This is a genomic window from Pseudomonas sp. SWRI99 (assembly GCF_014270125.1).
GTDB lineage: Bacteria > Pseudomonadota > Gammaproteobacteria > Pseudomonadales > Pseudomonadaceae > Aquipseudomonas > Aquipseudomonas hamedanensis.
This window is the reverse complement of the sequence record NZ_JABWQR010000025.1, coordinates 1-24,521: the sequence shown is the minus strand read 5'-3', so window position 1 is coordinate 24,521 and position 24,521 is coordinate 1. Positions and strand designations below refer to the sequence as shown.

The following is a 24,521-nucleotide window of genomic DNA, read 5'->3' as shown; positions in this document are numbered from 1 at the left end:
GTTACTCCCCTTGGCCGCCGGCGGCTTTATCAGCTGCCTGAGCGGGGGCCGGGTTCTTGGTGCCGACGTTGGTCGCTTCGGTCGCTTTGACCTCAACGCCCGGTTTGACGTACTGCAAGCCCTCGGTGATCAGACGATCGCCGGCCTTCAGGCCGTCTTCGATCAGCCACTGGCTACCGACGGTGCGGCTGGCCTTGAGCTGACGCAACTCGACCTTGTTGTCGGCGCCGACGACCAGTGCGGTCGGGGTGCCTTTGAGGTCGCGGGTCACGCCTTGCTGAGGCGCGAGGATCGCGGCGCTGTTAACACCGGCCTGCAACTGGGCGTGCACAAACATGCCCGGCAGCAGGGTGTGATCCGGGTTCGGGAACACCGCGCGCAAAGTCACCGAACCGGTGGTCTGGTCAACCGAGACTTCGGAGAACTCCAGCTTGCCGTCGAGCTTGTACTGACTGCCGTCTTCCAGAGTCAGCTTGACCTTGGCGGCGTTGTCGCCAGCCTTTTGCAGACGGCCGCTTTCCAGTTCACGGCGCAGTTCCAGCAATTCGACCGACGACTGGGTGACGTCGACGTAGATCGGATCGAGCTGCTGGATCACGGCCATGGCATCGGCCTGGCCGTTGCTGACCAGCGCGCCTTCGGTCACCGAAGAGCGGCCGATACGACCGGAAATCGGCGCATAAACCTTGGTGTAACGGACATTGATCTGCGCACTCTGCAGTGACGCTTCCGACTCCATCCGATTGGCCACGGCAGTGTCGTATTCCTGACGGCTGACGGCTTGTTCATCGACCAGTTGCTTATAGCGGTCGGAAATCGACTTGGTCGAACGCAGGTTGGCTTCGGCGCTTTTCAGGGTCGCTTCATAGACCGACGGATCGATCTGATACAGCTGCTGGCCGGCTTTGACGTCGCCGCCTTCCTTGAACAGACGCTTGAGAATGATGCCGTTGACCTGCGGACGCACTTCGGCGATGCGGAACGCACTGGTGCGGCCCGGCAGTTGCGAGGTGAGCGTGAAAGCTTGTGGTTGCAGAGTGACGACGCCGACCTGAGGAGGCGGAGCGGCCGGGGCCGCTTCTTCCTTTTTACATCCGCTGAGCAGCGATGCCAGGGCGACGGCAGTGACCAGGGCGGTAACAGCTGGCTTGAATTGCATGTAGATCCTCGGGTCAGGCGCGCGAAAAGCGCACAAGAAGTGTGGAAAAGTAAAAATCGGGCACCGGGTGGATAAGTAGCTTGCTAAGGAATATACTTACGTTCATGGTTGTTTGTAAATACCTGCGCCGCGTACCCACCCTGTTACAAAAGTCGTCGCAAGGTTTGAAATTGTAGGCCGGGGAGTCGATTCATGAGAGATCGCCCCCTCTTTATTCAGCGGATATTCAGCCATCCCTGAAACGTCCTGTTTGAGGTTTTACTGCCATGGTCCGTCGTACCAAAGAGGAAGCTCAAGAAACCCGCAGCCAGATTCTGGAAGCGGCTGAGAAGGCCTTTTATGAAAGGGGGGTCGCCCGCACCACCCTGGCGGACATCGCGACCCTGGCCGGTGTCACGCGTGGTGCCATCTACTGGCATTTCAGCAACAAGGCCGATCTGGTTCAGGCCATGCTCGACAGTCTGCATGAGCCGCTGGATGAATTGGCCAAGGCCAGTGAAAGCGAGGACGAACTCGATCCATTGGGCTGTATGCGCAAATTGCTGATTCATTTGTTTCATCAAGTTGCGCTGGACCCGAAAACCCGGCGCATCAACGAAATTCTGTTTCATAAATGCGAGTTCACCGATGAAATGTGCGATCTGCGCCAGCAGCGCCGGACAGCCAGCCTCGACTGCAATGTGCGCATCGGCCTGACCCTGCGCAATGCGGTGAATCGCGGCCAGTTGCCGGCAGATCTCGACACCGCCCGCGCGGCCATCAGTATTCACGCCTACATCGATGGCCTTCTATATGGCTGGCTGCTGGCACCGGACGGCTTTGACCTGCATGCAGAAGCTGAACGCTGGGTCGACACCGGGCTGGACATGCTGCGCCTGAGCCCCAGCCTGCGCAAATGAAACAAAATGCGCAATTGGCCATGGGGATGTCAATCAGCCGGCATGGCCATTGATCGCGGCGCAGAGTTTAAACGTAGCGAGCCAGGCATTTTGTAGGGAAATTGTGTCGTTGTTGTGAAGCCGTGTTTCGCCGCTTGCCCTCATCCTCCGGCAACAACAAAAAGCCCCCGACTCTCACAAGTCGGGGGCTTTGGCGTTTCCAGGGTATGGCTTACAGCGTCGGATAGTCGATATAACCCACCGGACCCTTGCCGTAGAAGGTTTCCGGATGCGGCTCATTGAGCGGCGCATCAGCCTTCAGGCGTGCCGGCAGATCCGGGTTGGCAATGAACGGCACGCCGAACGCCACTGCGTCAGCCTTGCCTGCGGCCAGCCAGGCGTTGGCGCTTTCTTTGGTGAATTTTTCGTTGGCGATGTAAGGGCCACCGAACGCTTCTTTCAGCTGTGGGCCGAGGCTGTCGGCGCCTTCTTTCTCGCGCGAGCAGATGAAGGCGATACCGCGCTTGCCCAGTTCACGGGCGACGTAAGTGAAGGTCTCGGCGATGTTGTCATCGCCCATGTCGTGGGAATCGGCACGCGGTGCCAGGTGCACACCGACGCGGCCGGCGCCCCAGACTTCAATGGCGGCATCCGTCACTTCCAGCAGCAGGCGCGCACGGTTTTCCAGCGAGCCGCCGTAGTGGTCGGTGCGCTGGTTAGTGCTGCTTTGCAGGAACTGATCGAGCAGATAACCGTTGGCGCCGTGGATTTCCACGCCGTCGAAACCGGCGGCCTTGGCGTTCTCTGCACCGGTGCGGTAGGCGTCGACGATGTCGGCGATTTCAGCGGTTTCCAGGGCGCGCGGCGTCGGATAGTCGGCCAGTGGGCGCACCAGGCTGACGTGGCCCTTTGGCTGGATGGCGCTCGGCGCGACTGGTGTTTCACCGTTGAGATACGACGGGTGGGAGATGCGGCCGACATGCCACAGTTGCAGGAAGATCTTGCCGCCGGCAGCGTGAATCGCCTTGGTGACGTTGGCCCAGCCACGCACTTGATCGTTGGACCAGATGCCCGGGGTGTCCGGGTAGCCGACGCCCATCGGCGTTACCGATGTGGCTTCGCTGAGGATCAGACCGGCCGAGGCGCGTTGTACGTAGTATTCAGCCATCAGCGCGTTGGGAACGCGGCCTTCGTCGGCGCGGCAGCGGGTCAGCGGGGCCATGATGATGCGGTTGCTCAGCTCGATGTCGCCGAGTTTGATGGGATCGAAAATAGTCGCCATGTCTATAAGCCTCTTGAAGGGAAGTTGATCAGTTGGAAGCAGGGGCCAGCTCGGCATTGCCGTTCTGGCGGAAGGTAATCAGGGTCACCAGCAGCGCGAGCACGGCCAGCGCGGCGGCTGCGAGCGGCACGCGGGTCAGGCCGTAGCCGTGGGCGATGACGCTGCCACCGACCCAAGCGCCGAGGGCGTTGCCGACGTTGAAAGCGCCGATGTTCAGGGTCGAGACCAGATTGGGTGCAGCTTTGCCGAAGGTCACCACGTTGACTTGCAGCGCCGGCACGGCGGCGAAACACGCGGTGGCCCAGAGGAACAGGGTGATTTCAGTCGGGATCAGCGCAACGCTGGTCCAGCTCAGCACGGTGGAGACCACGGCCATGGCAATGAACACGCCGATCAGCGTGGCGGCCATGCCTTTGTCCGCGAGCTTGCCGCCGATGATGTTGCCGACGGTCAGGCCCAGGCCGATCAGCATCAGCGTCCAGGTCACGCCACTCGGCGAGACGCCGGTGACTTCGCCGAGCAGCGGCGCAACGTAAGTGAACAGGGTGAACACCGAGGCGGCGAACAGCGCGGTCATGCTCAGCGACAGCCAGATGCCGGCGCCTTTGAGTGCGGCGAGTTCGGCGCGCATGTCGAGCTTTTCTTCGTCACGCTTGGCCGGCAGGAAACGGATCAGGCCGATCAGCGCGATCACGCCGATAACGGTGACTGCCCAGAAGGTCGAGCGCCAACCGGCTTCCTGACCCAACGCCGTGCCCAGCGGTACGCCCAACACGTTGGCCAGAGTCAGGCCGGTGAACATCAAGGCCACCGCCGAAGCACGTTTGTTCGGCGCGACCAGACCGGCCGCCACCACTGAACCGATGCCGAAGAACGCGCCGTGACACAGTGCGGTGACCACGCGAGCGAACATCAGCACGTTGTAATCGCTGGCGATGGCGCAGAGCAGGTTGCCAACAATAAAGATGCCCATCAACGCCACCAGCGCGGCCTTGCGCGGCAGCTTCGCAGTGGCCAGCGCCATGAACGGTGCGCCGATGGCCACGCCAAGGGCGTAACCGGTAACCAGCCAGCCGGCACCGGGAATCGACACACCGAGGTCGGTCGCCACATCGGGCAGCAGGCCCATGATGACGAATTCGGTGGTGCCGATGGCGAAGGCGCTCAGGGCCAGGATGAGGAGCGAGAGGGGCATGCGGGTTTCCTTGTCGGCTGGCTGACGTTAAGGGTCAGAGCTCTTTACTGAGGGTGGTGAGAAACGCCTGGATAACGTCCTCGTTACGTCTGAAAAAATGCCACTGCCCGGCCTTCTGGCTGCTGATCAGCCCGGCCCGTTGCAGCGTTGCCAAGTGCGCCGACACGGTCGATTGCGACAGGCCGCAGCGTTGATCGATCTGTCCGGCGCAGATGCCGTATTCGTGGTTGTGCAACTGCTCGGGAAATTCGGCTTTGGGATTCTTCAGCCAGTTGAGGATGTCTCGCCGTACTGGGTGCGCCAGGGCTTTTATTATTTCGTCGAGGTCGAGGTTCATGGCTTGGGCTCGTGTTGGCAGTGGCGATATATCGCGATGAGGCGAACTTTAAATCGTTAGATCGCGATATACCAATATGAAATCGGTCTGACGAGCTTATAAATCGCTATATCGGGTTATAACGATATTGAGGTGATAGCGGGGCGGACGCAGTGCTAAGCTGCGCCCCATGAACTATCTCGCACATTTGCACCTCGGTGGCCAGCGCCCCGGCCAGCTGCTCGGCAGCCTGTATGGCGACTTCGTCAAAGGGCGCCTGCAAGGGCAGTTTGCCCCGGAGATCGAGGCAGCGATTCAACTGCATCGGCGCATTGACGTGTTCACCGACCGTCACCCGTTGGTGGACATCGCCCTGGGACGTTTTTCGCAGACCCGGCGACGCTACGCCGGGATCGTCCTCGATGTGTTTTTCGATCACTGCCTGGCGCGGGATTGGTCGAGCTATGCCGATCGGCCACTGGAGCTGTTCACCGCTGACGTGTATCAGGTGCTGTCCCGCGAACGGCAACTGCCCGAACGGCTGGCGAAGATCGCGCCGCACATGGTTGCCAACGACTGGCTGGGGTCGTATCGCGAATTTGAAGTGCTGGAACAGGTGCTGCGTGGAATCTCGCGACGGTTGACCAGGCCTGAAGAGCTGGCGGGCGCGATGGAGGAATTGCGGCGCTTGTATGAACCGCTGAGCGAAGACTTCAGTTTGTTCTACCCGCAGCTACAGGATTTCGCACAAAACGCGAAACCACCGAAAATCTAATTGTAGGAGTGAGCCTGCTCGCGATAGCGGTCTGTCAGTCACAGTTGCATCGACTGATAGACCGCTATCGCGAGCAGGCTCACTCCCACAAGGGATCTGTGTTTCAGGCAGCGATTGCCGGGCGTATCGGCGCTTGTCGGGTGTCGGGAACCGATCCAAACAACGCCTTCTGCACCGCCTGCTGCGCCTCGAACGCCAGCGCTGCACGCTCACGACCCTGACACGCGATCGGTTTGAGCAAATGTACTTCGACATCGCCGCAATCGTTGCTGAACAACCGCATCAAATGCGAGAGCAAATCATCGTCGCCAATGAACGGCGCCAGCCCATCGATTTCGCCATCACGCAGATAACGGATCGCTACCGGTTGCAGCAACACCTCTGAATCAATCGCGGCCGACAGCAAGCGACCATGAAAAGTGCGCAGCGAGCGGCCGTCGGTGGTGGTGCCTTCGGGGAACATCAGCAAGGCGTGATCGGTTTGCAGGTGACGGGTCATCTGTTTGCGGATCAACTGGCTGTCGCCGGCGCCGCGACGGATGAACAGGCTGCCGGCCTTGGCCGCGAGCCAGCCGGCCACCGGCCAGGTGCGCACTTCGGCCTTGGACAGAAACGACAGCGGCGTGAGCATGCCCAGCAGCGGAATGTCGGTCCACGACACGTGATTGCTGACCCACAGCATCGGCTGTTTCGGCAGCTCGCCATGCACCGTCACGCGAAAGGGCAGGGCGTTGCTCAGGCGTGCCATGAAGAAGCGCGACCAGCGCTGGCGACGTTCCATCGAGTGTGCCAGACCGATCCGTTCGAACACACCGAAGACGCTGGCCATGGTCAGCCCCAGCGTCACCACCAGCAGCACTCGCGCGATTCGCGCGTACACCCGCAGCCGGCTCATCACACGGCCGCCTTGAAGTGCTTGGCGTAGCGCGGGCAGAGTTCGTCGCGCTTGAGCAGGATGAACACGTCGGCGACCTGGAAGTCTTCGTCCCAGCACGGCTCGCCGCAGATCTTCGCGCCCAGGCGCATGTAGGCCTTGAGCAGCGGCGGCATTTCCGCGATCACGTTCGATGGAATATCCAGTGTCGGCAGCGGTTTTTTTGGCTCGGCACGCAGGTGTTCGGTGCACAGATAACGCTCGCGCAGACGCTGCATGATCGCGTGGGCCTGAATGCCGCCGTCCTGCATCGGAATGCTCGCGCAGCCCATCAAATAGCTGTAGCCACCTTGATTGAGCACTTCGGCCAATTCGCCCCAGAGCACAGCGATAGTGCCGCCGTTGCGATAGGCCGGGTCGACGCAGGTGCGGCCGATCTCCAGGATCGGGCCTTGCAGATGCGCGAGGCCGTGCAGGCTGAATTCCTCTTCGCTGTAAAACTTGCCGAGGCTGCTGGCGGCGGTGTGATCGAGCAGACGCGTGGTCGCCACCAGGCGCCCGGTATTCAGGTCACGCACGCCGATGTGGCTGCAGTGAACATCATAATCATCCATGTCCAGACCCAGCTCCGCGCCTTTGAGTTTGGCGTTGAACTCGCCGCTAAAGACGTTGAAGCGCAGGGCCTGGGCTTGCTGCAAAGCCTGGGCGCCGATCAGGCGTTCGGCTTGCAGGCGGCGTTCATTGCCGGTGTCGCTGATGCGGGCGATTTGCGTCATGTGAATCTCCGTACGGGCCTTGAACCCGTCGTGGGTTGCAGCCGATCGACTTTCTTTATGCAGCCGTGTTGTGCAAAGTCAGGCTATGTAGCCCCGGTGTCATCGCCATGAACGTTCGGTGATGCTTATATGACAGCCCAAAAGGAGCCGCTTATGCCCTGGCCAGATTTGCTGCACAGCCGTGAACGCTTGCCCGCTGTTGCTGACTTGGCGGAGGGTTTTGCGACGTTGTTGCAGACGTTGGGCAGCGTCACGCCTTTCGAATTGGCGGTCGCGGGCGGACGGCGCATGGCGACGCCAGGGCTGGCGTTTCTGGTCGGTTATCAGGCAGCGTTGCGCATGTTGTGGCCGAGCGCGCCGCTGAGCCTGGGTGCCTTGTGTGCGACCGAACAGCGCAGCCTGCGCCCGGCGGACATGCAGACGCGGTTGAGCGATTTGCGCTTGAGCGGGCGCAAGGATTTCGTCACCGCTGGCGATGCGGCGGACTGGCTGCTGATTGCAGCGCGCAGCGAATCACCCGGCGAAGCGCCGCGCCTGAGTCTGGCGGTGGTCTATCCCGGCGAGCCTGGCGTGAAGGTGGAAAAGCTGCCGGCGTTGCCGTTGATGCCCGACATCAGCCATGGGCGGCTGCACCTCGATGGCGCGCTGTGCGAATTGCTCGCCGGCGATGGCTGGGACGCTTACGTCAAACCGTTTCGAACCCTTGAGGATGTTTACGTGCTCAGTGCCATGACCGCGTGGTTGTACGGTGTCGGCCAGGACAGCGACTGGCCGCAGACGCTGCAACTGCGTTTGCTGGCGCTGCTGGCCGGGTGTGCCGAGGCCAGTCGGCAACCGCCGAACAATCCGGCCGGGCATGTGCTTTTGGGTGGGTTGTTTGCGCAGTTCGAAGCGCTCAAGGGCGAAGTTGATCAGGCGCTGGCCGAGGGCCCGGCGGAGTGGGCGCAGATGTGGCAGCGGGACGAGGGGGTGATGCAGTTGGCGGCGGGGGCTCGGGCCAAGCGGTTGGCCAAGGCCTTGGCGGTGATCTGAAGGGCCGCATCGCGAGCAGGCTCACTCCTACAGGGGACCGCATTTCTTCAGTTGAAATGCGATGAACCGTAGGAGTGAGCCTGCTCGCGATAGCAATATATGAAACGCCACCAACCTGTCATGAATCCCGCCTAATCTCAGCAGACCCACCCCCGAGCCCCCACCATGTTCAAAGGCCTGTCGCTGTTCCTGCTGCTGATCAGCCTCACCGCCCAGGCCGAACAATGGCCCGGCAAGCAATGGTCGGCCGGTCCGCAGATCACTGCCGTTACCGATCTGGAAAACTACGCCTTCCCAACCCGTGACGAATCCACCCGCCAAGGCATCCGCACTGACGCCTTGCTGATCATCCGCGACGGCCAGATTATCTACGAACGCTACGCCGGCCCGACCACCGAACAGACCCCGCACCTGACCTGGTCGATCAGCAAAAGCCTGTTGGCTACCGTCCTCGGTATGGCTTACGGCGAAGGCCTGTTCAAACTCGACGATCCTGCGCTGAAATTCTACCCGGCGCTGGAAAAACACCCGGCGATTACCCTCGGCCATCTGCTGAATTGGGCCTCTGGTCTGGACTGGCAGGAAGACTACGAATACGCCCCGCTAAAATCCTCGGTGGTGGCGATGCTCTACACCCGCGGCCATCGCGACATGGCCGGATTTACCGCCGAGCACGACGCCTACGCGGCGCCAGGGCAAGCTTTCCGTTATTCCAGCGGCGACAGCAATTTGCTCGCCGCCGCGCTGAAAACCATGGTTGGCCCGCAGCGTTATCCGGACTATCTGTGGACAGCGCTGTTTGAGCCGCTGGGCATTCGCCACGCCGTTTGGGAAACCGATGCAAACGGCACTTTTGTCGCTTCGTCCTATGCCTATCTAACTGCACGTGATCTGGCGCGGGTCGGTCTGTTGATGGCGCGAGGCGGACGCTGGAACGAGCGACAATTGCTGCCCAAGGATTGGGTCGCGCTAAACCTCAAACCTTTTGCCGGTTACAAGGCGCATCAGGACGAAGCCGTGCCCGGCGGCCATTGGTGGCTCAATCGTCCTGTCGAGGGCGCATCATCACCGTGGCCCGACGCACCGCCCGACGCCTTCGCCGCCCTCGGCCATTGGGGCCAGGCGCTGTATGTGATTCCCAGCGAGAAACTGGTAGTTGTGCGTTACGGCGATGATCGTGACGGCAGCTATAACCACAACGAACTGCTCAAACGCGTGTTGCAGGCGGTGCGGCCATGAAGCGGTTTCTGTTGCTGCTGCTGGTGGCGCTGCTCGGCTGGAGCTTTTATGAGCGCGAGAACCTTTGGGCCTTCCCGGACATCATCAGCGCCTACACCGCCAAGGAATATTGCTCGTGCCGTTATGTGATGAACAACGACGCCGAGTATTGCCGTGGCTACGTGAAGCAATGGCTGCCCATCAGCAGCTTCAGCGATGAAGCGTCCAGCAAAACCGTCAGCGTCAGTGGCATGGGCCGCAGCAACAACGCGCAGTGGCTGAGCGAACGGCAAGGCTGCCGCCTTAATCCGTGATTGGGAAAGTACCCTCCCCTGTGGCGAGGGAGCTTGCTCCCGCTGGACTGCGAAGCGGGCCCGAAACCATACAACTCGGCGTGTCAGATAAAACCTTTGCATAAGCTTTTCGACTGCTGCGCAGCCGAGCGGGAGCAAGCTCCCTCGCCACAGGGAAATCACCAGAAGATCTGAAAGTTTGCAATAACGCTTCAGGCGGTTAAGGTTCGTGCAGGTTTATCACCCCCACGAGTCTTCAATGTTCAACCGCTCCCTCGATAAGATTTGCGCCAGTCTGCTGCTGGCCGCCGCTGCCTTACCGGCACACGCCAATTGGTATCTGGACGGCGAGTCTTCACGGCTGTCATTCGTCAGCACGAAAAACGCCAACGTGTCCGAAGTGCAGCGCTTTCTGGTGCTGCACGGCAAAGTCGACCCCAACGGTCGCGCCGAAGTCGAAGTCGAGCTGGACTCGATCAACAGCGGCATCCCGTTGCGCGATGAGCGCATGCGCAAGGAGCTGTTCCAGATCGAGCAATTCCCCGACGCAACCATCACCACCCAGATCGACCTGCGTCCGATCAACGATCTGGCCCCCGGTGCGCAGCTGGAATTGCGCCTGCCGCTGACCGTCAATCTGCACGGCAAACAGCACGAGTACCCGGCCGAGTTGCTGGCTACGCGCCTGGATGATCGGCGCTTTCAAGTGGTGACGCTGGAGCCGCTGGTGATCAATGCCGAGGATTTCGACCTCGCGCCAGGTTTGGAGAGTCTGCGTAAACTGGCCGGGCTGTCGGCCATCAGTCTGTCGGTGCCGGTGGGTGCGGTGCTGATCTTCACGGCGCGCTGACGTGCGCGGTGCAGTGTTCCCTTGGCGCGACGGCAACCGTTTCGAATTGCTGATCGACGGCCCGCAGTTTTTTCCGCGAATGCTCGAGCACATCGCGGGCGCCAAAGAGCAGATCGAACTGGAGCTGTACCTGGTCGAGGCCGGCGCCTGTGCCGACACCATTGTCCAGGCGCTGGTGCTGGCGGCCGAGCGCGGTGTGCGCGTGCGTTGCCTGTTCGATGATTACGGCAGCCTGGCGTTCACCCTCACATTGCGTCAGCGCTTGATGCAGGCAGGGGTGGAGCTGCGTTTCTACAATCGCTTGAGCTGGCGGCGCTGGGTCGGCAACTTCTATCGTGACCACCGCAAGTTGTTGCTGGTCGATCAATGCCTGGCGGTGGTGGGCGGCACGGGTGTCACTGACGAGTTCTGGACGCCGGGCTTTGATGTCAGCGAGTGGCACGAAGTGATGGTCGAGATCCGCGGCCCGTTGGTGATCGACTGGCAATTGCTGTTTGATCGGCAATGGATCGCCAACCGTTATCGCCGCGCCTGGCGCCCGGCCGCGCATTTCGGCTTGCCGCGTCTGCCGCGCGTGCCGGAAAAGGGCGAGGGCATGGGCCGTGTTGCCTACGCCGACGCCCGCCAGCACCGTGACATTCTGCAATCGCTGTCGCGTGCCTTGAACAGCGGCCAGCAGCGCATCTGGATGGCCACGCCGTATTTCCTGCCGACCTGGAACGTCCGCCGCTCCCTGCGCAAAGCGGCTGCGCGCGGTGTCGATGTGCGGCTGCTGCTGACCGGGCCGCGCACCGATCATCCGTCGGTGCGTTACGCCGGCCATCGTTATTACCCGCGCTTGCTCAAGGCCGGAGTGCAGATCTTTGAATACCAGCCGTGCTTTCTGCACTTGAAAATGGTGTTGGTGGACGATTGGGTGAGCATCGGTTCCTGCAACTTCGATCACTGGAACCTGCGCTTCAATCTGGAGGCGAATCTGGAGGCGCTGGACCCGGCGTTGACGTCAGCGGTCGAGGCGAGCTTTGTGAAGGATTTCGGCTTGAGTCAGCTGGTGAGTCTGGAGGAATGGCAACGCCGGCCGTTGTGGCGGCGGGTCAAGCAGCGCCTGTGGGGGTGGGTGGATCGGTTGGTGGTGAATATCCTCGACCGCCGCGGTTAGAGCAAGATCAAAAGATCGCAGCCTTCGGCAGCTCCTACAATGGCATGGTGTTCACCCTGTAGGGGCTGCCGAAGGCTGCGATCTTGATCGTTCCCATGCTCCGCGTGGGAATGCCTCTAGGGACGCTCCGCGTCCAGTGACGCGGAGCGTCACGGGCTGCATTCCCACGCAGAGCGTGGGGAACGATCAACGTGGGAGCAGGGTTACAGCAGTTCGAAGCTCTGCTGCGTCACCGCCTGCGAATCCAGGCCGATCTGCACGTTGAACTTGCCAGGCTCGGCCGCGTACTTGAGCTGAGCGTTGTAGAACTTCAGGTCATCCTCGGTGATGGTGAAGTGCACGACTTTCTGTTCGCCGGCCTTGAGCATGATTTTCTGGAAGTTCTTCAGTTCCTTGACCGGGCGGATCATCGAACCGGTAACGTCCTGAATGTACAACTGCACCACGGTTTCGCCATCACGCTTGCCGGTGTTCTTGACCATGACGCTGGCGTCGAGCTTGCCGGTGGCGTTCAGGGTGGTCGACGACAGCGCCATGTCGCTCAGGGTGAAGGTGGTGTAGCTCAAGCCATAACCGAATGGAAACAGCGGGCCGGTCGTGTCATCGAAATACTGTGAGGTGTAGTTGCCCGGCTTGCCCGGGGTGAACGGCCGGCCAATGCTCAGGTGATTGTAGTAAGTCGGAATCTGGCCCACGGAGCGCGGGAAGGTCACCGGCAGTTTGCCCGACGGGTTGTAGTCACCGAACAGCACATCGGCAATGGCGTTGCCGCCCTCGGTGCCGCTGAACCAGGTTTCCAGAATGGCGTCGGCGGACTGGTTCTCTTCAAGAATGGTCAGCGGGCGGCCATTCATCAACACCAGCACCAGCGGCTTGCCGGTGGCTTTCAGCGCGCGGATCAGCTCGCGCTGAGTTTCCGGAATGTTCAGGTCGGTGCGGCTGGAGGATTCGTGGGACATGCCACGGGACTCGCCAACGGCAGCCACGATCACGTCAGCGTCTTTCGCGGCTTTCACTGCTTCGTCGATCAGCACGCTGGCCGGGCGCGGGTCATCGACGACTTCCGGCGCGTCGAAATTGAGGAAGTTCAGGTAGTCGAGGACCTTCTTGTCGCCGGTGATGTTGGCGCCACGGGCGTAGATCAGGTTGGCCTTGTCGCCGATCAGCGAACGCATGCCATCAAACAGCGTGACCGATTGTGCCGGGCGACCGGCGGCCGCCCAACTGCCCATCATGTCGATCGGCGCTTTGGCCAACGGGCCGACCAGCGCGACTTTCGCGGTTTTCTTCAGCGGCAGGGTTTCATTCTGGTTCTTCAGCAAGACCATGCTGCGACGCGCTACCTCGCGCGCTTCGGCGCGGTGCAGGCGGCTTTCGGCGTAGGTGTCGGCCGGATCATCCGCAGCCTTGCCGATGCGCAGGTACGGGTCCTTGAACAGGCCCATGTCGTACTTGGCTGCGAGCACCTCGCGCACGGCGTTGTCGATGTCCTTCTGCTCGATGTCACCGGACTTGAGCAGCCCCGGCAATTCTTTGCCATAGAGGGTGTCGTTCATGCTCATGTCGATGCCGGCCTTGATCGCCAGCTTCGCCGCTTCCCGACCGTCGCGCGCTACGCCGTGCTTGATCAGTTCAAAGATGGCGCCGTGGTCGCTGACCGCCAGGCCCTTGAAGCCCCAATCCCTGCGCAACAGGTCGTTCATCAGCCAGGTGTTTGCCGTGGCCGGAATGCCGTTGATCGAGTTCAACGCCACCATCACGCCACCGGCGCCGGCATCGATCGCGGCGCGGTAGGGCGGCAGATAATCCTGGTACATCTTCACCGGGCTCATGTCGACGGTGTTGTAGTCGCGACCGCCTTCAACCGCGCCGTACAGGGCGAAGTGCTTGACGCTGGCCATGATGCTGTCGGCCGCGCTCGGGGTCTGGCCCTGATAGGCCTTGACCATGACGCTGGCAATGCGCGAGGTCAGGTAGGTGTCTTCACCAAAACCTTCGGAACTGCGGCCCCAGCGCGGATCGCGGGATATATCGACCATCGGCGCAAAGGTGATGTCGAGGCTGTCGGCGGCGGCTTCTTTGGCGGCAACACGACCGGACTGGCCGATGGCGTCCATGTCCCAGCTCGACGCGAGGGCCAGCGGAATCGGGAAAATCGTACGGTGACCGTGGATCACGTCGTACGCAAAAAACATCGGGATCTTCAGGCGACTGCGCATGGCAGCGTCCTGCATCGGACGGTTTTCGGCACGGGTGATCGAGTTGAAGGTACCGCCGATGTTGCCGGCGGCAATTTCCTTGCGGATCAGCTCGCGGGGCATTTCCGGGCCGATGCTGATCAGGCGCAACTGGCCGATTTTTTCATCGAGGGTCATCTGCTTCATCAAGTTGCTGATGAAGGCGTCCTTGTTTTCCAGAGGAACCGGGGTCGTGGCGGCCAGTACCTGATGACTGGCCAGGCTGACGAGCAGGCCCAGCAAACACAGCTTCTTCATGAATTTCTTCTCAAGGGCCCAAACGGTGATGTAACACCGGCCAGCCAAAATGTAGGGAGCGACTATTGTTGTTCGGGTGCCGGCGCAAAATAGCCGAGCCAAAAACCACCGCCGACAGCGGCGGGGTGAACGTGAAGGGCACTTTTTAGCCCATTCACCCGTCGCATGCCAGTGGCGGCGCCGATTATGCCCCAACCGCCGGCCGGGAATGTCCAGCGCTCGGTTTTTAAATCAAATGTGCCATGGAGCATTACTGCAATGACTATCAGTCCAACCAATCGTTCACGGTTACAGATCGCGACTTTGCTGGTGTTCGCCACGCTGTTGACCGCGTGCGGCATCAACAATATCCCGACCCTCGACGAACAGGCGAAAGCCGCGTGGGGCCAGGTGCAGAACCAGTATCAGCGCCGTGCCGACCTGATCCCCAATCTGGTGGAAACCGTGAAAGGCTATGCGGCACATGAGCAGGAGACCCTGACCGCAGTGATCGAAGCCCGGGCCAAGGCGACCTCGATTCAGGTCGATGCCAGCACCCTCGACAATCCCGAGAAGCTCAAGCAGTTCCAGCAGGCCCAGGATCAACTGACCGGCGCCTTGAGCCGCTTGATGGTGGTCTCCGAGCGTTATCCGGACCTGAAGGCCAACCAGAACTTCCTGGCCCTGCAGTCGCAACTCGAAGGCACGGAAAACCGCATTGCCGTGGCGCGTCGCGATTTCATTCTGGCAGTGCAGAAATACAACACCGAGATCCGCACCTTCCCCGGTCGCCTGTGGCACAGCGTGATGTACAGCGATCTGCCGATGCGCGAAACCTTCGAAGCCACCACGCCCGGCGCGGAAAAGGCCCCGGAAGTGAAGTTCTGACTCGAGGTTGCCCATGCGTGTGTTGAAACTGGGCCTGGTGCTGATGCTGTGGCTGTTCGCCGTCAGCGCCCGGGCCGAATTGACGTTCCCGGCGCTGAGCGGGCGCGTGGTCGATCAGGCGCAGATGCTCGAGCCGTCGGTGCGCGCGCAACTGAGCCAACAATTGCAGGCCCACGAACAGGCCACTGGCGAGCAACTGGTGGTGGTCACGGTGCCGGACCTGCAAGGCACCACCATCGAGGATTTTGGCGTTCAACTGGGGCGGCATTGGGGCATCGGCCAAAAGGACAAAAACAACGGCGCCCTGCTGATTGTCGCCCGTGACGAGCGCAAACTGCGCATCGAAGTCGGTTATGGTCTGGAGGACCGGCTGACCGATGCGCAATCGTCGGTGATCATTCATCAGGTCATCACGCCGGCGTTCAAGGCCGGCAATTTCAACAAAGGCATCAGCGACGGCGTCGCGGCAATGCTGGTGGTGCTGGGCGGCAATCCACTCGATGAGCCGTCGACCGTTTATGAATCCAGCGGCGACCCGGCCGATGATTTCATCTCGCGGCACCCGGCGCTGTTCATGTTTTTGGTGATGTTGTTCATCCTGACGGTGTTTGTCTGCCAGATGCTCGGTATCCTGCCTGCCGGTCGTGGCGGCTCCGGGGGAGGGGGTGGTTTTGGCGGTGGCGGTTTTGGCGGCGGAGGCGGCGGGGGCTTCAGCGGCGGCGGGGGCAGTTTTGGCGGCGGCGGTTCGTCCGGCGGCTGGTGACATCAAAAGAATAATGAGCAGGCACTTTTCGACATGGCATTACTGACTGAACACGAACAACGCAAAGTCGCCGAGGCGATTGCCCGGGTCGAGCGCGACACCGACGCCGAACTGGTCACGGTGCTCGCCGCCCGCGCCGACGACTACGCGTACATTCCGCTGCTGTGGGCCAGCCTGCTGGCGCTGGTGCTGCCCGGTATCGTCCATTACCTCACGGGCTGGCTGACCCTGCGCAGCTTGCTGCTGGTGCAGTGGGGCATGTTCATCGTGCTGTGCCTGTTGTTTCGCCTGCCCAGGATCACCACTCACCTGGTCCCGCGCCGCGTACGCCATTGGCGTGCGTCGAACCTGGCGCGGCGGCAGTTCCTTGAACAGAACCTGCACCACACCGCTGGCGGCACCGGCATGCTGATTTTTGTCTGCGAGGCTGAGCGGTATGTCGAGATTCTGGTGGATGAGGGGATTTCCAAGCGGCTGGATAACAGCAACTGGGACGCGATTGTCGCAGCGTTTACCGAACAGGTCCGGCAGGGTCGCACGCTGGAAGGGTTTGTGACGTGTGTGGAGGCGTGTGGAGAGTTGTTGAAGGTGCACGTGCCGGTGACGCAGATGCGCAATGAATTGCCGAATCGGTTGGTGGTGCTGGGTTGACACCCTGTGGCGAGGGAGCTTGCTCCCGCTCGGCTGCGCAGCAGTCGGCAATTTTGCTGTCTCGGTTTGCCTGAATGAATGCCGGGGGGCCGCTTCGCGCCCCAGCGGGAGCAAGCTCCCTCGCCACATAAATTCATTGCCCATCCGGAATGCGTTTGCGCAAGTTTAAGCCGTTGGGTAAATAAGCACGTGTCCCGCGCTCTCATCCCCCCTAAAATACCCGCCATTCCCGATCCCGCCCGTCCGAGGCCGCTTGTCCATGCCCGTTTCCGCTTCTTCCGCGCCGTCCGCCAAACCGGCCGCCGATCACCACGCCCAGTTCATCGAGCTGCTGCAGACCAGCCTCGACGACAACGGCTTCATCAAACTGGTGCTGGCCAAGTACGTCGGTGCAGAGGCGGATCTGCAGCGGATCATCATCAAGCCGGTGACGGTCAAGGCGCAGCCGTGCCTGTCCTTCGTTTACCGCTACAAGACCCGCGACATCACCAAGAATCTGGCGTTGAGCGAAGGCGTGGCGACGATTGCCGGGCTGGTGCCGGAGGCCTTTAAAAATGCGCATTTACTGGCCGTGAGCGATGAAGCCCAGCTCGAATACAGCAAAAAGGGCAAATCTTCGCTGTTCAAAAGCAAACCTCAGCAATTGCGCGAAGCACCGTCCGCCGAGCACAACCGCGAGAAGAACCGTTTCCTCGAACTGAGCCGCCCCTTCCTCAAAGACCTCGGCGTGACCAATGCGCAGCACGAGCTGATCCCGGCGATGTCGCGCAAATGGAAGCAGATCAACAAATTCATCGAAGTGTTCAGCCACGCGCTGACCTCGTCGCCACTGGCGCTGGACAAACCGGTGCGAGTTGCGGATTTCGGCTCGGGCAAGGGCTATCTGACGTTCGCCATTCATGACTATCTGCGCAACACCCTCAAGGCCGATGGCGAAGTCACCGGTGTCGAGCTGCGTGAAGAAATGGTCAATCTGTGCAACGCGGCGGCGGCGAAGCTGGAGCATCCGGGCCTGGTGTTCAAGTGTGGCGATGTGCGCACGGTGGCGCCGAGTCAACTGGACGTGATGATCGCACTGCACGCCTGCGATATCGCCACGGACTACGCGATCCACACGGGCATCCGTTCGGGCGCGTCGATCATCATGTGCTCGCCGTGCTGCCACAAGCAGATCCGCTTGCAGATCCAGAGCCCGGCGCTGCTCAAGCCGATGCTGCAATACGGCCTGCACCTGGGCCAGCAGGCGGAAATGGTCACCGACAGCCTGCGCGCACTGTTCCTTGAAGCCTGCGGTTACGAGACCAAGGTGTTCGAGTTCATCTCGCTGGAACACACCAACAAGAACAAGATGATTCTCGCCGTGAAACGCGCCGATCCGGTCGATCCGACGCAGCTGCTGACGAAAATCGAAGAACTCAAGGCGTTTTACCAGATCAGCGAACATTGCCTGGAAACCCTTCTGCGCGCCGACGGCTATCTGGCCTGATTCACCGCCGAACCTTGTGGGAGGAGGCTTGCTTGCGAATGCAGCATGTCAGCCAACGAAGATGCTGGATGTGATGCCGCCTTCGGGAGCAAGCCCCCTCCCACATTCTGAAATGCAACTCTCTGTGGGAGCGAGCCTGCTCGCGAAGAGGCCGGTACAGGCGACAGATAGCCCGGACTGGTCTTTACTCTGAAGCGCGAAACCTCTCATTCGCCAGGAGAAACCAGCATGTCCGGATGGTACGAAGTGAGTAAAAGCGGCAACGGCCAATTCAGGTTTGTGTTGAAAGCGGCCAATGCCGAAACGATTCTGACCAGCGAGCTGTACACCACGCGCGCCGGGGCCGATGGCGGTATTGCCTCGGTGCAGACCAACAGCGCGGTCGATGAACGTTACGAGAAAAAGTCGACCAAGGATGGCCATCCTTACTTCAATCTTAAGGCGGCCAACCACGAGGTCATCGGCAGCAGCGAGGCGTATTCATCGCAGGCGGCGTGCGATAAAGGCATCGCCAGCGTGAAGGCGAACGGTGCAACGAAGACGATCAAGGACAAGACGCTGCTGGTGCTCTGAGTCCACCACTTCCCTTGTAGGAGTGAGCCTGCTCGCGATAAAGCCATCAGATCCAGCACAGATGTCGCCTGCCGGACCGCTATCGCGAGCAGGCTCACTCCTACAGTTGCAATGCACTCCATTGTGGGAGCGAGCCTGCTCGCGAAGGCGCCAGAGGCTTCGCCACTAGACCTCGACCGGCACCGACAACTTCGGATTGCCCAACGCATGGCTCTTGGCATCAAAGAACCGCAACTCGACCCCGGTACCGTCGAACACGTTGCTGTAATGGCGCTTCTGATGCTGAATAAACGCCGCACTGCGCGGATAAATCGAGATCGCCACGGTTGCAGGTTTCGCCAACCGCAGTGCCCGCACCAGATGCGCATCCTGCTCGCCAAGCGCATGGCCGAAGACGCACAGGTTGCCGCCGTGTCCCAACAACTGCTCATAACAGAACGACAGATAATCCGAGCTGCGGATGGTCTTGAGCTTGTCGGCACTGGGCCCTTCGGTGACGAACAGCGGCACGTCATCCAGCGTCTTGAGGGTGTTGTTGATCGCAAAGCTGCCGAGCAGCGTGCCCTCGGTGGAAGTCAGTTTGCGCGCGGTGCCATCCTGATTGCGTACCAGATGCAGGCCGCCGTGCAGGTACAGCAGCCGCGGTTTGTTCGTGGCCGTCTGGGTTAAATCGAAACTCGCGTTCGCACCGTTGAACAGGTCGTCGATGGCCTCGCTCTGGTGTTGCAGCGCCCAGTAGTTGAGCAAGTCGTAATTGGTGGTGAACACCGTGCGATAGCGCGCCAGTTCTTCATTCAGCGTCGCCAATGTCGAAGCTTTCACCAGTCGCCACGGAATGTGCACCGCGTGCACGGTGTTGATCAGTGCTTCCTTGATCGCGTAGTAACGGTTGCGCGGTGCCGCCGAGCTGACGGCGAGGGCCTTGTTGACCCGACTGGTGGTTTTCAGCGCGCCCAGTACTTGCTCGAAGCTACGCGTCTGCAGTGCATCGAATACCGCCAGTTCCGACGGGCTCAGGGGTTTCTCTTCAACAGTGCGGGCGTTTTCGAACAGCGAGTCGTAGCCGAAGTCATCCCACACCGCGCGGCTGGCGCCGTTGCCCACCAGCAAAGCGCTGAAGTCGGTTGCTGTGCGCAGGGCGTTCCAGTCTTCGAGGGTGGCGTCGACATTGAGGAAATCGGTCATTACGTGGGCGGTCTCAAAACGAAGGGCAGATGGACGGCGACTTTATCACGAGCCGCCATTGAGCCAGATCAACATCCGTCGTGACTGATCGGTCGATGCTGTGCCTGTCCGCCGGCTAGCAGCAGTCGAACCGGCCCCCCGTCAGGAGATGCGCGCATGACCAGCACCTTTTTTATCCCGGCCGTCAACATCATGGGCAACGGCTGCCTCGACGAAGCCATGATTGCGATCCGTAACTACGGTTTTCACAAGGCGCTGATCGTGACCGACGTCGGCCTGGCGAAAGCCGGAGTCGCCGCCAGGATCGCGGAGAAACTGGCGATGCAGGACATCGACTCGGTGATTTTTGACGGTGCCAAACCGAACCCGAGCATCGCCAATGTCGAGATGGGGCTGGGGCTGCTCAAGGAGAGTCGCTGCGATTTCGTCGTGTCGCTGGGCGGCGGCTCGCCCCACGATTGCGCCAAAGGCATCGCCCTCTGTGCGACCAATGGTGGGCAGATTCGCGATTACGAGGGCGTTGATCAGTCGAGCCAACCGCAGCTGCCGCTGATCGCCATCAACACCACCGCCGGCACCGCCAGCGAGATGACCCGCTTCTGCATCATCACCGACGAATCGCGCCACGTGAAAATGGCCATCGTCGACCGCAATGTCACGCCGCTGCTGTCAGTCAACGACCCGCAATTGATGGTCGCCATGCCCAAGGGCCTGACCGCCGCCACCGGTATGGACGCCCTGACGCACGCCATCGAAGCCTACGTCTCGACCGCCGCCAACCCCATCACCGATGCCTGCGCCTTGAAGGCCATGACGCTGATCAGCAACAACCTGCGCCTGGCCGTGCGCGACGGCAGCGACCTCGCAGCGCGAGAGAACATGGCCTATGCGCAGTTCCTCGCGGGCATGGCGTTCAACAACGCATCCCTCGGATTTGTCCACGCGATGGCGCACCAGTTGGGCGGCTTTTATGACTTGCCTCACGGCGTGTGCAACGCCGTGCTGCTGCCCCATGTCCAAACGTTCAACGCGTTGGTCTGTGCCGACCGGCTGACCGACGTCGCCCACGCCATGGGCGCTGACATCCGCGGCTTCAGCGCCGAAGAGGGTGCCCAAGCGGCGATCAACGCCATCCGCAGCCTGGCCAAAGACGTCGAGATCCCCGGCGGCTTGCGTGAACTGGGCGCCAAGCTCAGCGACATCCCGGTGCTCGCCGCCAATGCCTTGAAGGACGCCTGCGGACTGACCAATCCACGGGCGGCGGATCAGCGCCAGATCGAGGAGATTTTCCGCAACGCGTTTTGAGACCGGCACAGCGCGAGCGAACGGCGTTATCCTCGCCGTTCGTTCGCGCCACTACCGCTGAGTCTTCCATGTTGCAAAAAAGCCTGATCCGCCGCCTCGACCTGATCACTCTGCAACTGTTCGTCGCCGTCCACGAAGAAGGCACGCTGACCCGTGCGGCTGCGCGCGAAGCCATCGCCGTGTCGGCAGCGAGCAAGCGCCTGATGGAATTGGAGCAGGCGTTGGGCATCGCTCTGTTCGTGCGTCAGGCCAAAGGCATGCTCCTCACGCCGGCCGGTGAAACGCTGCTACACCATGCGCGACAGATGCTTTTCAACGTGGAGAAGATGGGCCTGGAACTGGGCGAACACAGCCACGGTGTGCGCGGTTATGTGCGCATGCTGGCCAATCTTTCAGCGATCATTCAGTTTCTGCCCGAAGACTTGCGCGACTTCTCGGCGCAGCATCCGCAGGTCAAGACCGACCTTGAAGAGCGTCCCAGTGCCGGGGTGATTCAGGGTGTACTTGATGGCGTCGCGGACCTCGGCATCTGCTCCGACGACAGCGATACCAAAGGCCTGCACAGCGCGTTGTATCGCCAGGACAAACTGGTGGTGGTGATGCTGCCCGAGCATCCGTTGGCTACGCGCGAATCGGTGGCCTTCGGCGAAACCCTCGGCAGCGACTACGTCGGTTTGCACGCGGCCAGTTCGATCAACATGCGCACCCACGCGGCGGCGCGGCAGGCCGGCAAGGTCCTGCGCATTCGCATTCATGTGCCGGGATTCGACGCGGTCTGCCGGATGGTTCAGGCGAACATGGGCATCGGCATTCTGCCGCAGCGTGCCTACGAGTTGTTCGGTCAGGCGCTGGGGTTGCGGGCGGTGCCGCTGACGGATGCCTGGGCGGATCGAACCTTGATCATAGTGGTGCGCGATGAGGCGGGGTTGTCGCCGGTGAGCCGGATGTTGTTTGAGCATTTGCGAGCACAAGGCTCTTGATCTCGATTGATTGAGCCGTCCTCTTCGCGGGCAAGCCCGCTCCCACAGTTTCCAGCGAGAATGCAAATTGTGCGGCTGACTTTGAACCCTGTGGGAGCGGGCTTGCCCGCGAAGGCGGCTTCGAATTCACCACAGCACTCTGATGCATTCGCATTTCGCGAACGCCCATTGCCGAGAGACGGCTGGATTCGCCGATCATCGTTCCTCTAGCCTTGGCGACATATTCCAAGAACAAGAGGTACCCCGCGATGACTGCCCCTTTGAGTGCAATCAAAGTGATCGAGATCGGCACCCTGATCGCCGCGCCGTTTGCCGCGCGCATGCTTGCCGAGTTCGGCGCCGAGGTGATCAAGATCGAAGCCATGGGCCAGGGCGACCCGTTGCGCAAATGGCGCAAGCTGCACGAAGGTACGTCGCTGTGGTGGTACCTGCAATCGCGCAACAAGAAATCCCTCGCACTCAATCTCAAATCTGCTGAAGGCATCGAACTGGTCAAGCAACTCGCCGGCGACGCCGACGTGATCATCGAAAATCTGCGCCCTGGCGCGTTGGAAAAGCTCGGTCTGGGCTGGGACGTGCTGCATGCCTTGAATCCGAACCTGACCCTCGTGCGTATCTCTGGCTACGGCCAGACCGGCCCGTACCGCGACCGTCCCGGTTTCGGCGCCATTGGCGAGGCCATGGGCGGCATTCGCTACACCACCGGCAACCCCGGTTCGCCACCGGCACGGGTCGGCGTCAGCCTCGGCGATTCGCTGGCCTCGCTGCACGCGGTGATCGGTGCGTTGATGTCGCTGTTGCGGGTCAAGACCGGGCAGGGCGGCGGACAGATTGTCGATGTATCGCTGGCCGAAAGCGTATTTAACGTCATGGAAAGTCTGGTCCCGGAATACGACATGCTCGGCCATGTCCGCGAACGCAGCGGCGGCGCTTTGCCGGGCATCGCGCCCTCCAATACTTACCTCACTGCTGACGGCGCCTACGTGGTGATCGCCGGCAACAGTGACCCGATCTACAAGCGTCTGATGCACGCCATTGGCCGCGCTGACCTGGCCGAGGCAGAAGAATTCGCCCATAACGACGGTCGTGCGGCGAAGAGCGGCTTGCTCGATGCGGCCATCACCCACTGGACCAGCAGCCTGCCGATCGACGAGGTACTGGCCGCCCTCGAAGCCGCTGAGGTGCCGGCCGGGCGCATCTACTCGGTGGCTGACATCGTCGCCGATCCGCACTATCAGGCGCGGGACATGCTGCTCAATGCAGAGTTGCCTGGCGGCGCAACGGTGAAAATGCCCGGCATCGTTCCCAAGCTCTCGCAAACCCCCGGCGCAGTGAACTGGTCCGGGCCGACACTGGGCCAGCACACTGACGCCATTCTCGCCAATCTTGGCCTGACTGAACGCGACATCGAACGCCTGAAAAGCCAAGGGGTGGTGCAATGATCACAGACTATTCGCACAAACTCATCGTCCAGGAGGTCTCACCGCGCGATGGCTTGCAGATCGAGCCGACGTGGGTTGAAACCGCTGACAAGATCGCCTTGATCAATCAGCTGTCACAGGCCGGATTCAGCCGCATCGAAGCCGGCTCGTTCGTCTCGCCCAAAGCCATCCCGGCCCTGCGTGACGGTGAGCAGGTGTTCAACGGCATTCAGCGCCAGCCGGGGGTGATTTACGTGGCGTTGATCCCCAACCTCAGTGGCGCGCAACGGGCATTGGCGGCGAATGCCGATGAGCTGAATCTGGTGATGTCCGCCAGCCAGACCCACAACCTGGCCAATATGCGCATGCGATGCGAGGATTCGCTGGCCGCGTTTGCTGACATCGTCGCGTTTGTCAGCGGCTCGGGTACGCGCCTCAACGGCAGCATCGCCACCACGTTCGGTTGTCCGTTCGAAGGCAGGATTGCCGAGGATCGCGTGCTGCAAATCGTCGACGCGTATCAGGAGCTCGGCATTCAGGGCATCAGCCTCGCCGACACCACCGGCATGGCCAATCCGCGGCAGGTCGATCGCCTGGTGCGGCGGGTGCTGCAGCGGGTTTCGCCGGCCGATCTGACCCTGCATTTCCATAACACCCGCGGCCTCGGCCTGTGCAATGTACTGGCCGCATACGAGGCCGGCGCGCGGCGCTTCGATGCAGCGCTCGGTGGCCTCGGTGGCTGTCCGTTTGCGCCGGGGGCGTCGGGCAATATCTGCACTGAGGACTTGGTGAATCTGTGCGATGAAGTCGGCATTGTCACCGGTATCGACTTGCCGCTGCTGCTGAAACTTTCGCGCGGCTTGCCAGATCTTTTGGGGCATGAGGTTCCCGGCCAATTGGCCAAGGCCGGGCGTAACTGCGACCTGCATCCGATGCCGACCTGAGACACATCAATCCCTTGTAGGAGTGAGCCTGCTCGCGATGGCGG

At 61.3% G+C, this 24,521-nt stretch carries 24 protein-coding genes; 16 read left to right on the top strand and 8 right to left on the bottom strand.

What is annotated here, in order from left to right; genetic code table 11:
• Nucleotide 1 precedes the first annotated feature (1 nt).
• The gene (gene emhA / locus HU743_RS19825) at nt 2-1,159 is read right to left on the bottom strand and encodes an efflux RND transporter periplasmic adaptor subunit EmhA (RefSeq protein WP_186650731.1); all 1,158 of its coding nucleotides are present in this window, start codon (nt 1,157-1,159) and stop codon (nt 2-4) included.
• A gap of 266 nt (nt 1,160-1,425) precedes the next feature.
• On the opposite strand from emhA, the gene emhR reads away from it, so the two are divergent.
• Nucleotides 1,426-2,058: an efflux system transcriptional repressor EmhR gene (gene emhR / locus HU743_RS19820; protein WP_186650729.1), complete on the top strand. Its 633-nt coding sequence runs from the start codon at nt 1,426-1,428 to the stop codon at nt 2,056-2,058.
• A gap of 211 nt (nt 2,059-2,269) precedes the next feature.
• Here the strand turns inward: emhR and HU743_RS19815 are convergent, their stop codons facing one another.
• Genes HU743_RS19815 through HU743_RS19805 form a run of 3 tightly spaced genes read right to left on the bottom strand, consistent with a single transcriptional unit; the run spans nt 2,270 to nt 4,851 of the window.
• The gene (locus HU743_RS19815) at nt 2,270-3,319 is read right to left on the bottom strand and encodes an alkene reductase (RefSeq protein WP_186650727.1); all 1,050 of its coding nucleotides are present in this window, start codon (nt 3,317-3,319) and stop codon (nt 2,270-2,272) included.
• Between the two features lie 28 nt (nt 3,320-3,347).
• A complete protein-coding gene (locus HU743_RS19810; RefSeq protein ID WP_186650725.1) occupies nt 3,348-4,514 on the bottom strand; it encodes an MFS transporter in 1,167 nt (388 codons plus the stop codon).
• Between the two features lie 34 nt (nt 4,515-4,548).
• On the bottom strand, nt 4,549-4,851 hold the full coding sequence (locus HU743_RS19805) for a metalloregulator ArsR/SmtB family transcription factor (protein ID WP_186650723.1): 303 nt from the start codon (nt 4,849-4,851) through the stop codon (nt 4,549-4,551).
• 169 nt (nt 4,852-5,020) lie between these two features.
• Between HU743_RS19805 and HU743_RS19800 the strand changes: the two genes are divergently transcribed.
• Nucleotides 5,021-5,605, top strand: a complete 585-nt coding sequence (locus tag HU743_RS19800; protein ID WP_186552092.1) for an ACP phosphodiesterase — start codon at nt 5,021-5,023, stop codon at nt 5,603-5,605.
• Between the two features lie 103 nt (nt 5,606-5,708).
• Here the strand turns inward: HU743_RS19800 and HU743_RS19795 are convergent, their stop codons facing one another.
• On the bottom strand, nt 5,709-6,500 hold the full coding sequence (locus tag HU743_RS19795; RefSeq protein ID WP_186650721.1) for a lysophospholipid acyltransferase family protein: 792 nt from the start codon (nt 6,498-6,500) through the stop codon (nt 5,709-5,711).
• Nucleotides 6,500-7,255 (bottom strand): L-ornithine N(alpha)-acyltransferase, encoded by a 756-nt coding sequence (gene olsB, locus HU743_RS19790; protein ID WP_186621092.1) that lies wholly within the window; start codon nt 7,253-7,255, stop codon nt 6,500-6,502. The genes HU743_RS19795 and olsB overlap by 1 nt, the downstream gene beginning before the upstream one ends.
• A gap of 153 nt (nt 7,256-7,408) precedes the next feature.
• Here olsB and HU743_RS19785 point away from each other — a divergent pair, with 153 nt between their 5' ends.
• The 5 genes from HU743_RS19785 (at nt 7,409) to HU743_RS19765 (ending at nt 11,807) form a co-directional block, all read left to right on the top strand.
• The gene (locus tag HU743_RS19785) at nt 7,409-8,287 is read left to right on the top strand and encodes an acyl-CoA dehydrogenase family protein (RefSeq protein ID WP_186650719.1); all 879 of its coding nucleotides are present in this window, start codon (nt 7,409-7,411) and stop codon (nt 8,285-8,287) included.
• Between the two features lie 165 nt (nt 8,288-8,452).
• Complete coding sequence (locus tag HU743_RS19780) at nt 8,453-9,526, top strand: serine hydrolase (protein WP_186650718.1); 1,074 nt, start codon at nt 8,453-8,455, stop codon at nt 9,524-9,526.
• Nucleotides 9,523-9,819, top strand: a complete 297-nt coding sequence (locus HU743_RS19775; protein ID WP_186621086.1) for an amidase — start codon at nt 9,523-9,525, stop codon at nt 9,817-9,819. Before HU743_RS19780 ends, HU743_RS19775 begins: the two co-directional genes overlap by 4 nt.
• A gap of 238 nt (nt 9,820-10,057) precedes the next feature.
• Complete coding sequence (locus tag HU743_RS19770) at nt 10,058-10,648, top strand: YceI family protein (RefSeq protein ID WP_186552098.1); 591 nt, start codon at nt 10,058-10,060, stop codon at nt 10,646-10,648.
• Between the two features lies 1 nt (nt 10,649).
• Nucleotides 10,650-11,807, top strand: a complete 1,158-nt coding sequence (locus HU743_RS19765) for a phospholipase D-like domain-containing protein (protein ID WP_186650716.1) — start codon at nt 10,650-10,652, stop codon at nt 11,805-11,807.
• A 203-nt stretch (nt 11,808-12,010) separates the two neighbouring features.
• On the opposite strand, the gene bglX is transcribed toward HU743_RS19765, so the two are convergent.
• Nucleotides 12,011-14,302, bottom strand: a complete 2,292-nt coding sequence (bglX, locus tag HU743_RS19760; RefSeq protein WP_186650714.1) for a beta-glucosidase BglX — start codon at nt 14,300-14,302, stop codon at nt 12,011-12,013.
• Between the two features lie 258 nt (nt 14,303-14,560).
• Between bglX and HU743_RS19755 the strand changes: the two genes are divergently transcribed.
• The 5 genes from HU743_RS19755 to HU743_RS19735 all read left to right on the top strand — a co-directional run bounded on the left by HU743_RS19755 (nt 14,561) and on the right by HU743_RS19735 (nt 18,642).
• Entirely contained in the window at nt 14,561-15,169 is a 609-nt protein-coding gene (locus HU743_RS19755; RefSeq protein WP_186552101.1) for a LemA family protein, read from the top strand.
• Between the two features lie 13 nt (nt 15,170-15,182).
• Entirely contained in the window at nt 15,183-15,932 is a 750-nt protein-coding gene (locus HU743_RS19750; RefSeq protein WP_186650712.1) for a YgcG family protein, read from the top strand.
• Between the two features lie 33 nt (nt 15,933-15,965).
• A complete protein-coding gene (locus tag HU743_RS19745) occupies nt 15,966-16,583 on the top strand; it encodes a TPM domain-containing protein (RefSeq protein ID WP_186621076.1) in 618 nt (205 codons plus the stop codon).
• A 259-nt stretch (nt 16,584-16,842) separates the two neighbouring features.
• On the top strand, nt 16,843-18,069 hold the full coding sequence (locus tag HU743_RS19740) for an SAM-dependent methyltransferase (RefSeq protein WP_186650710.1): 1,227 nt from the start codon (nt 16,843-16,845) through the stop codon (nt 18,067-18,069).
• 228 nt (nt 18,070-18,297) lie between these two features.
• On the top strand, nt 18,298-18,642 hold the full coding sequence (locus tag HU743_RS19735; protein WP_186650708.1) for a YegP family protein: 345 nt from the start codon (nt 18,298-18,300) through the stop codon (nt 18,640-18,642).
• A 165-nt stretch (nt 18,643-18,807) separates the two neighbouring features.
• On the opposite strand, the gene HU743_RS19730 is transcribed toward HU743_RS19735, so the two are convergent.
• Nucleotides 18,808-19,827 (bottom strand): DUF4917 family protein, encoded by a 1,020-nt coding sequence (locus HU743_RS19730; protein ID WP_186650706.1) that lies wholly within the window; start codon nt 19,825-19,827, stop codon nt 18,808-18,810.
• Nucleotides 19,828-19,983: 156 nt separating this feature from the next.
• Here HU743_RS19730 and yiaY point away from each other — a divergent pair, with 156 nt between their 5' ends.
• The 4 genes from yiaY to HU743_RS19710 all read left to right on the top strand — a co-directional run bounded on the left by yiaY (nt 19,984) and on the right by HU743_RS19710 (nt 24,477).
• Nucleotides 19,984-21,132, top strand: a complete 1,149-nt coding sequence (yiaY, locus tag HU743_RS19725) for an L-threonine dehydrogenase (RefSeq protein ID WP_186650704.1) — start codon at nt 19,984-19,986, stop codon at nt 21,130-21,132.
• Between the two features lie 68 nt (nt 21,133-21,200).
• Nucleotides 21,201-22,112: a LysR family transcriptional regulator gene (locus HU743_RS19720; protein WP_186650702.1), complete on the top strand. Its 912-nt coding sequence runs from the start codon at nt 21,201-21,203 to the stop codon at nt 22,110-22,112.
• A gap of 248 nt (nt 22,113-22,360) precedes the next feature.
• The gene (locus HU743_RS19715; RefSeq protein ID WP_186634362.1) at nt 22,361-23,554 is read left to right on the top strand and encodes a CaiB/BaiF CoA-transferase family protein; all 1,194 of its coding nucleotides are present in this window, start codon (nt 22,361-22,363) and stop codon (nt 23,552-23,554) included.
• A complete protein-coding gene (locus HU743_RS19710) occupies nt 23,551-24,477 on the top strand; it encodes a hydroxymethylglutaryl-CoA lyase (protein WP_186650700.1) in 927 nt (308 codons plus the stop codon). Before HU743_RS19715 ends, HU743_RS19710 begins: the two co-directional genes overlap by 4 nt.
• Nucleotides 24,478-24,521: the final 44 nt, after the last annotated feature.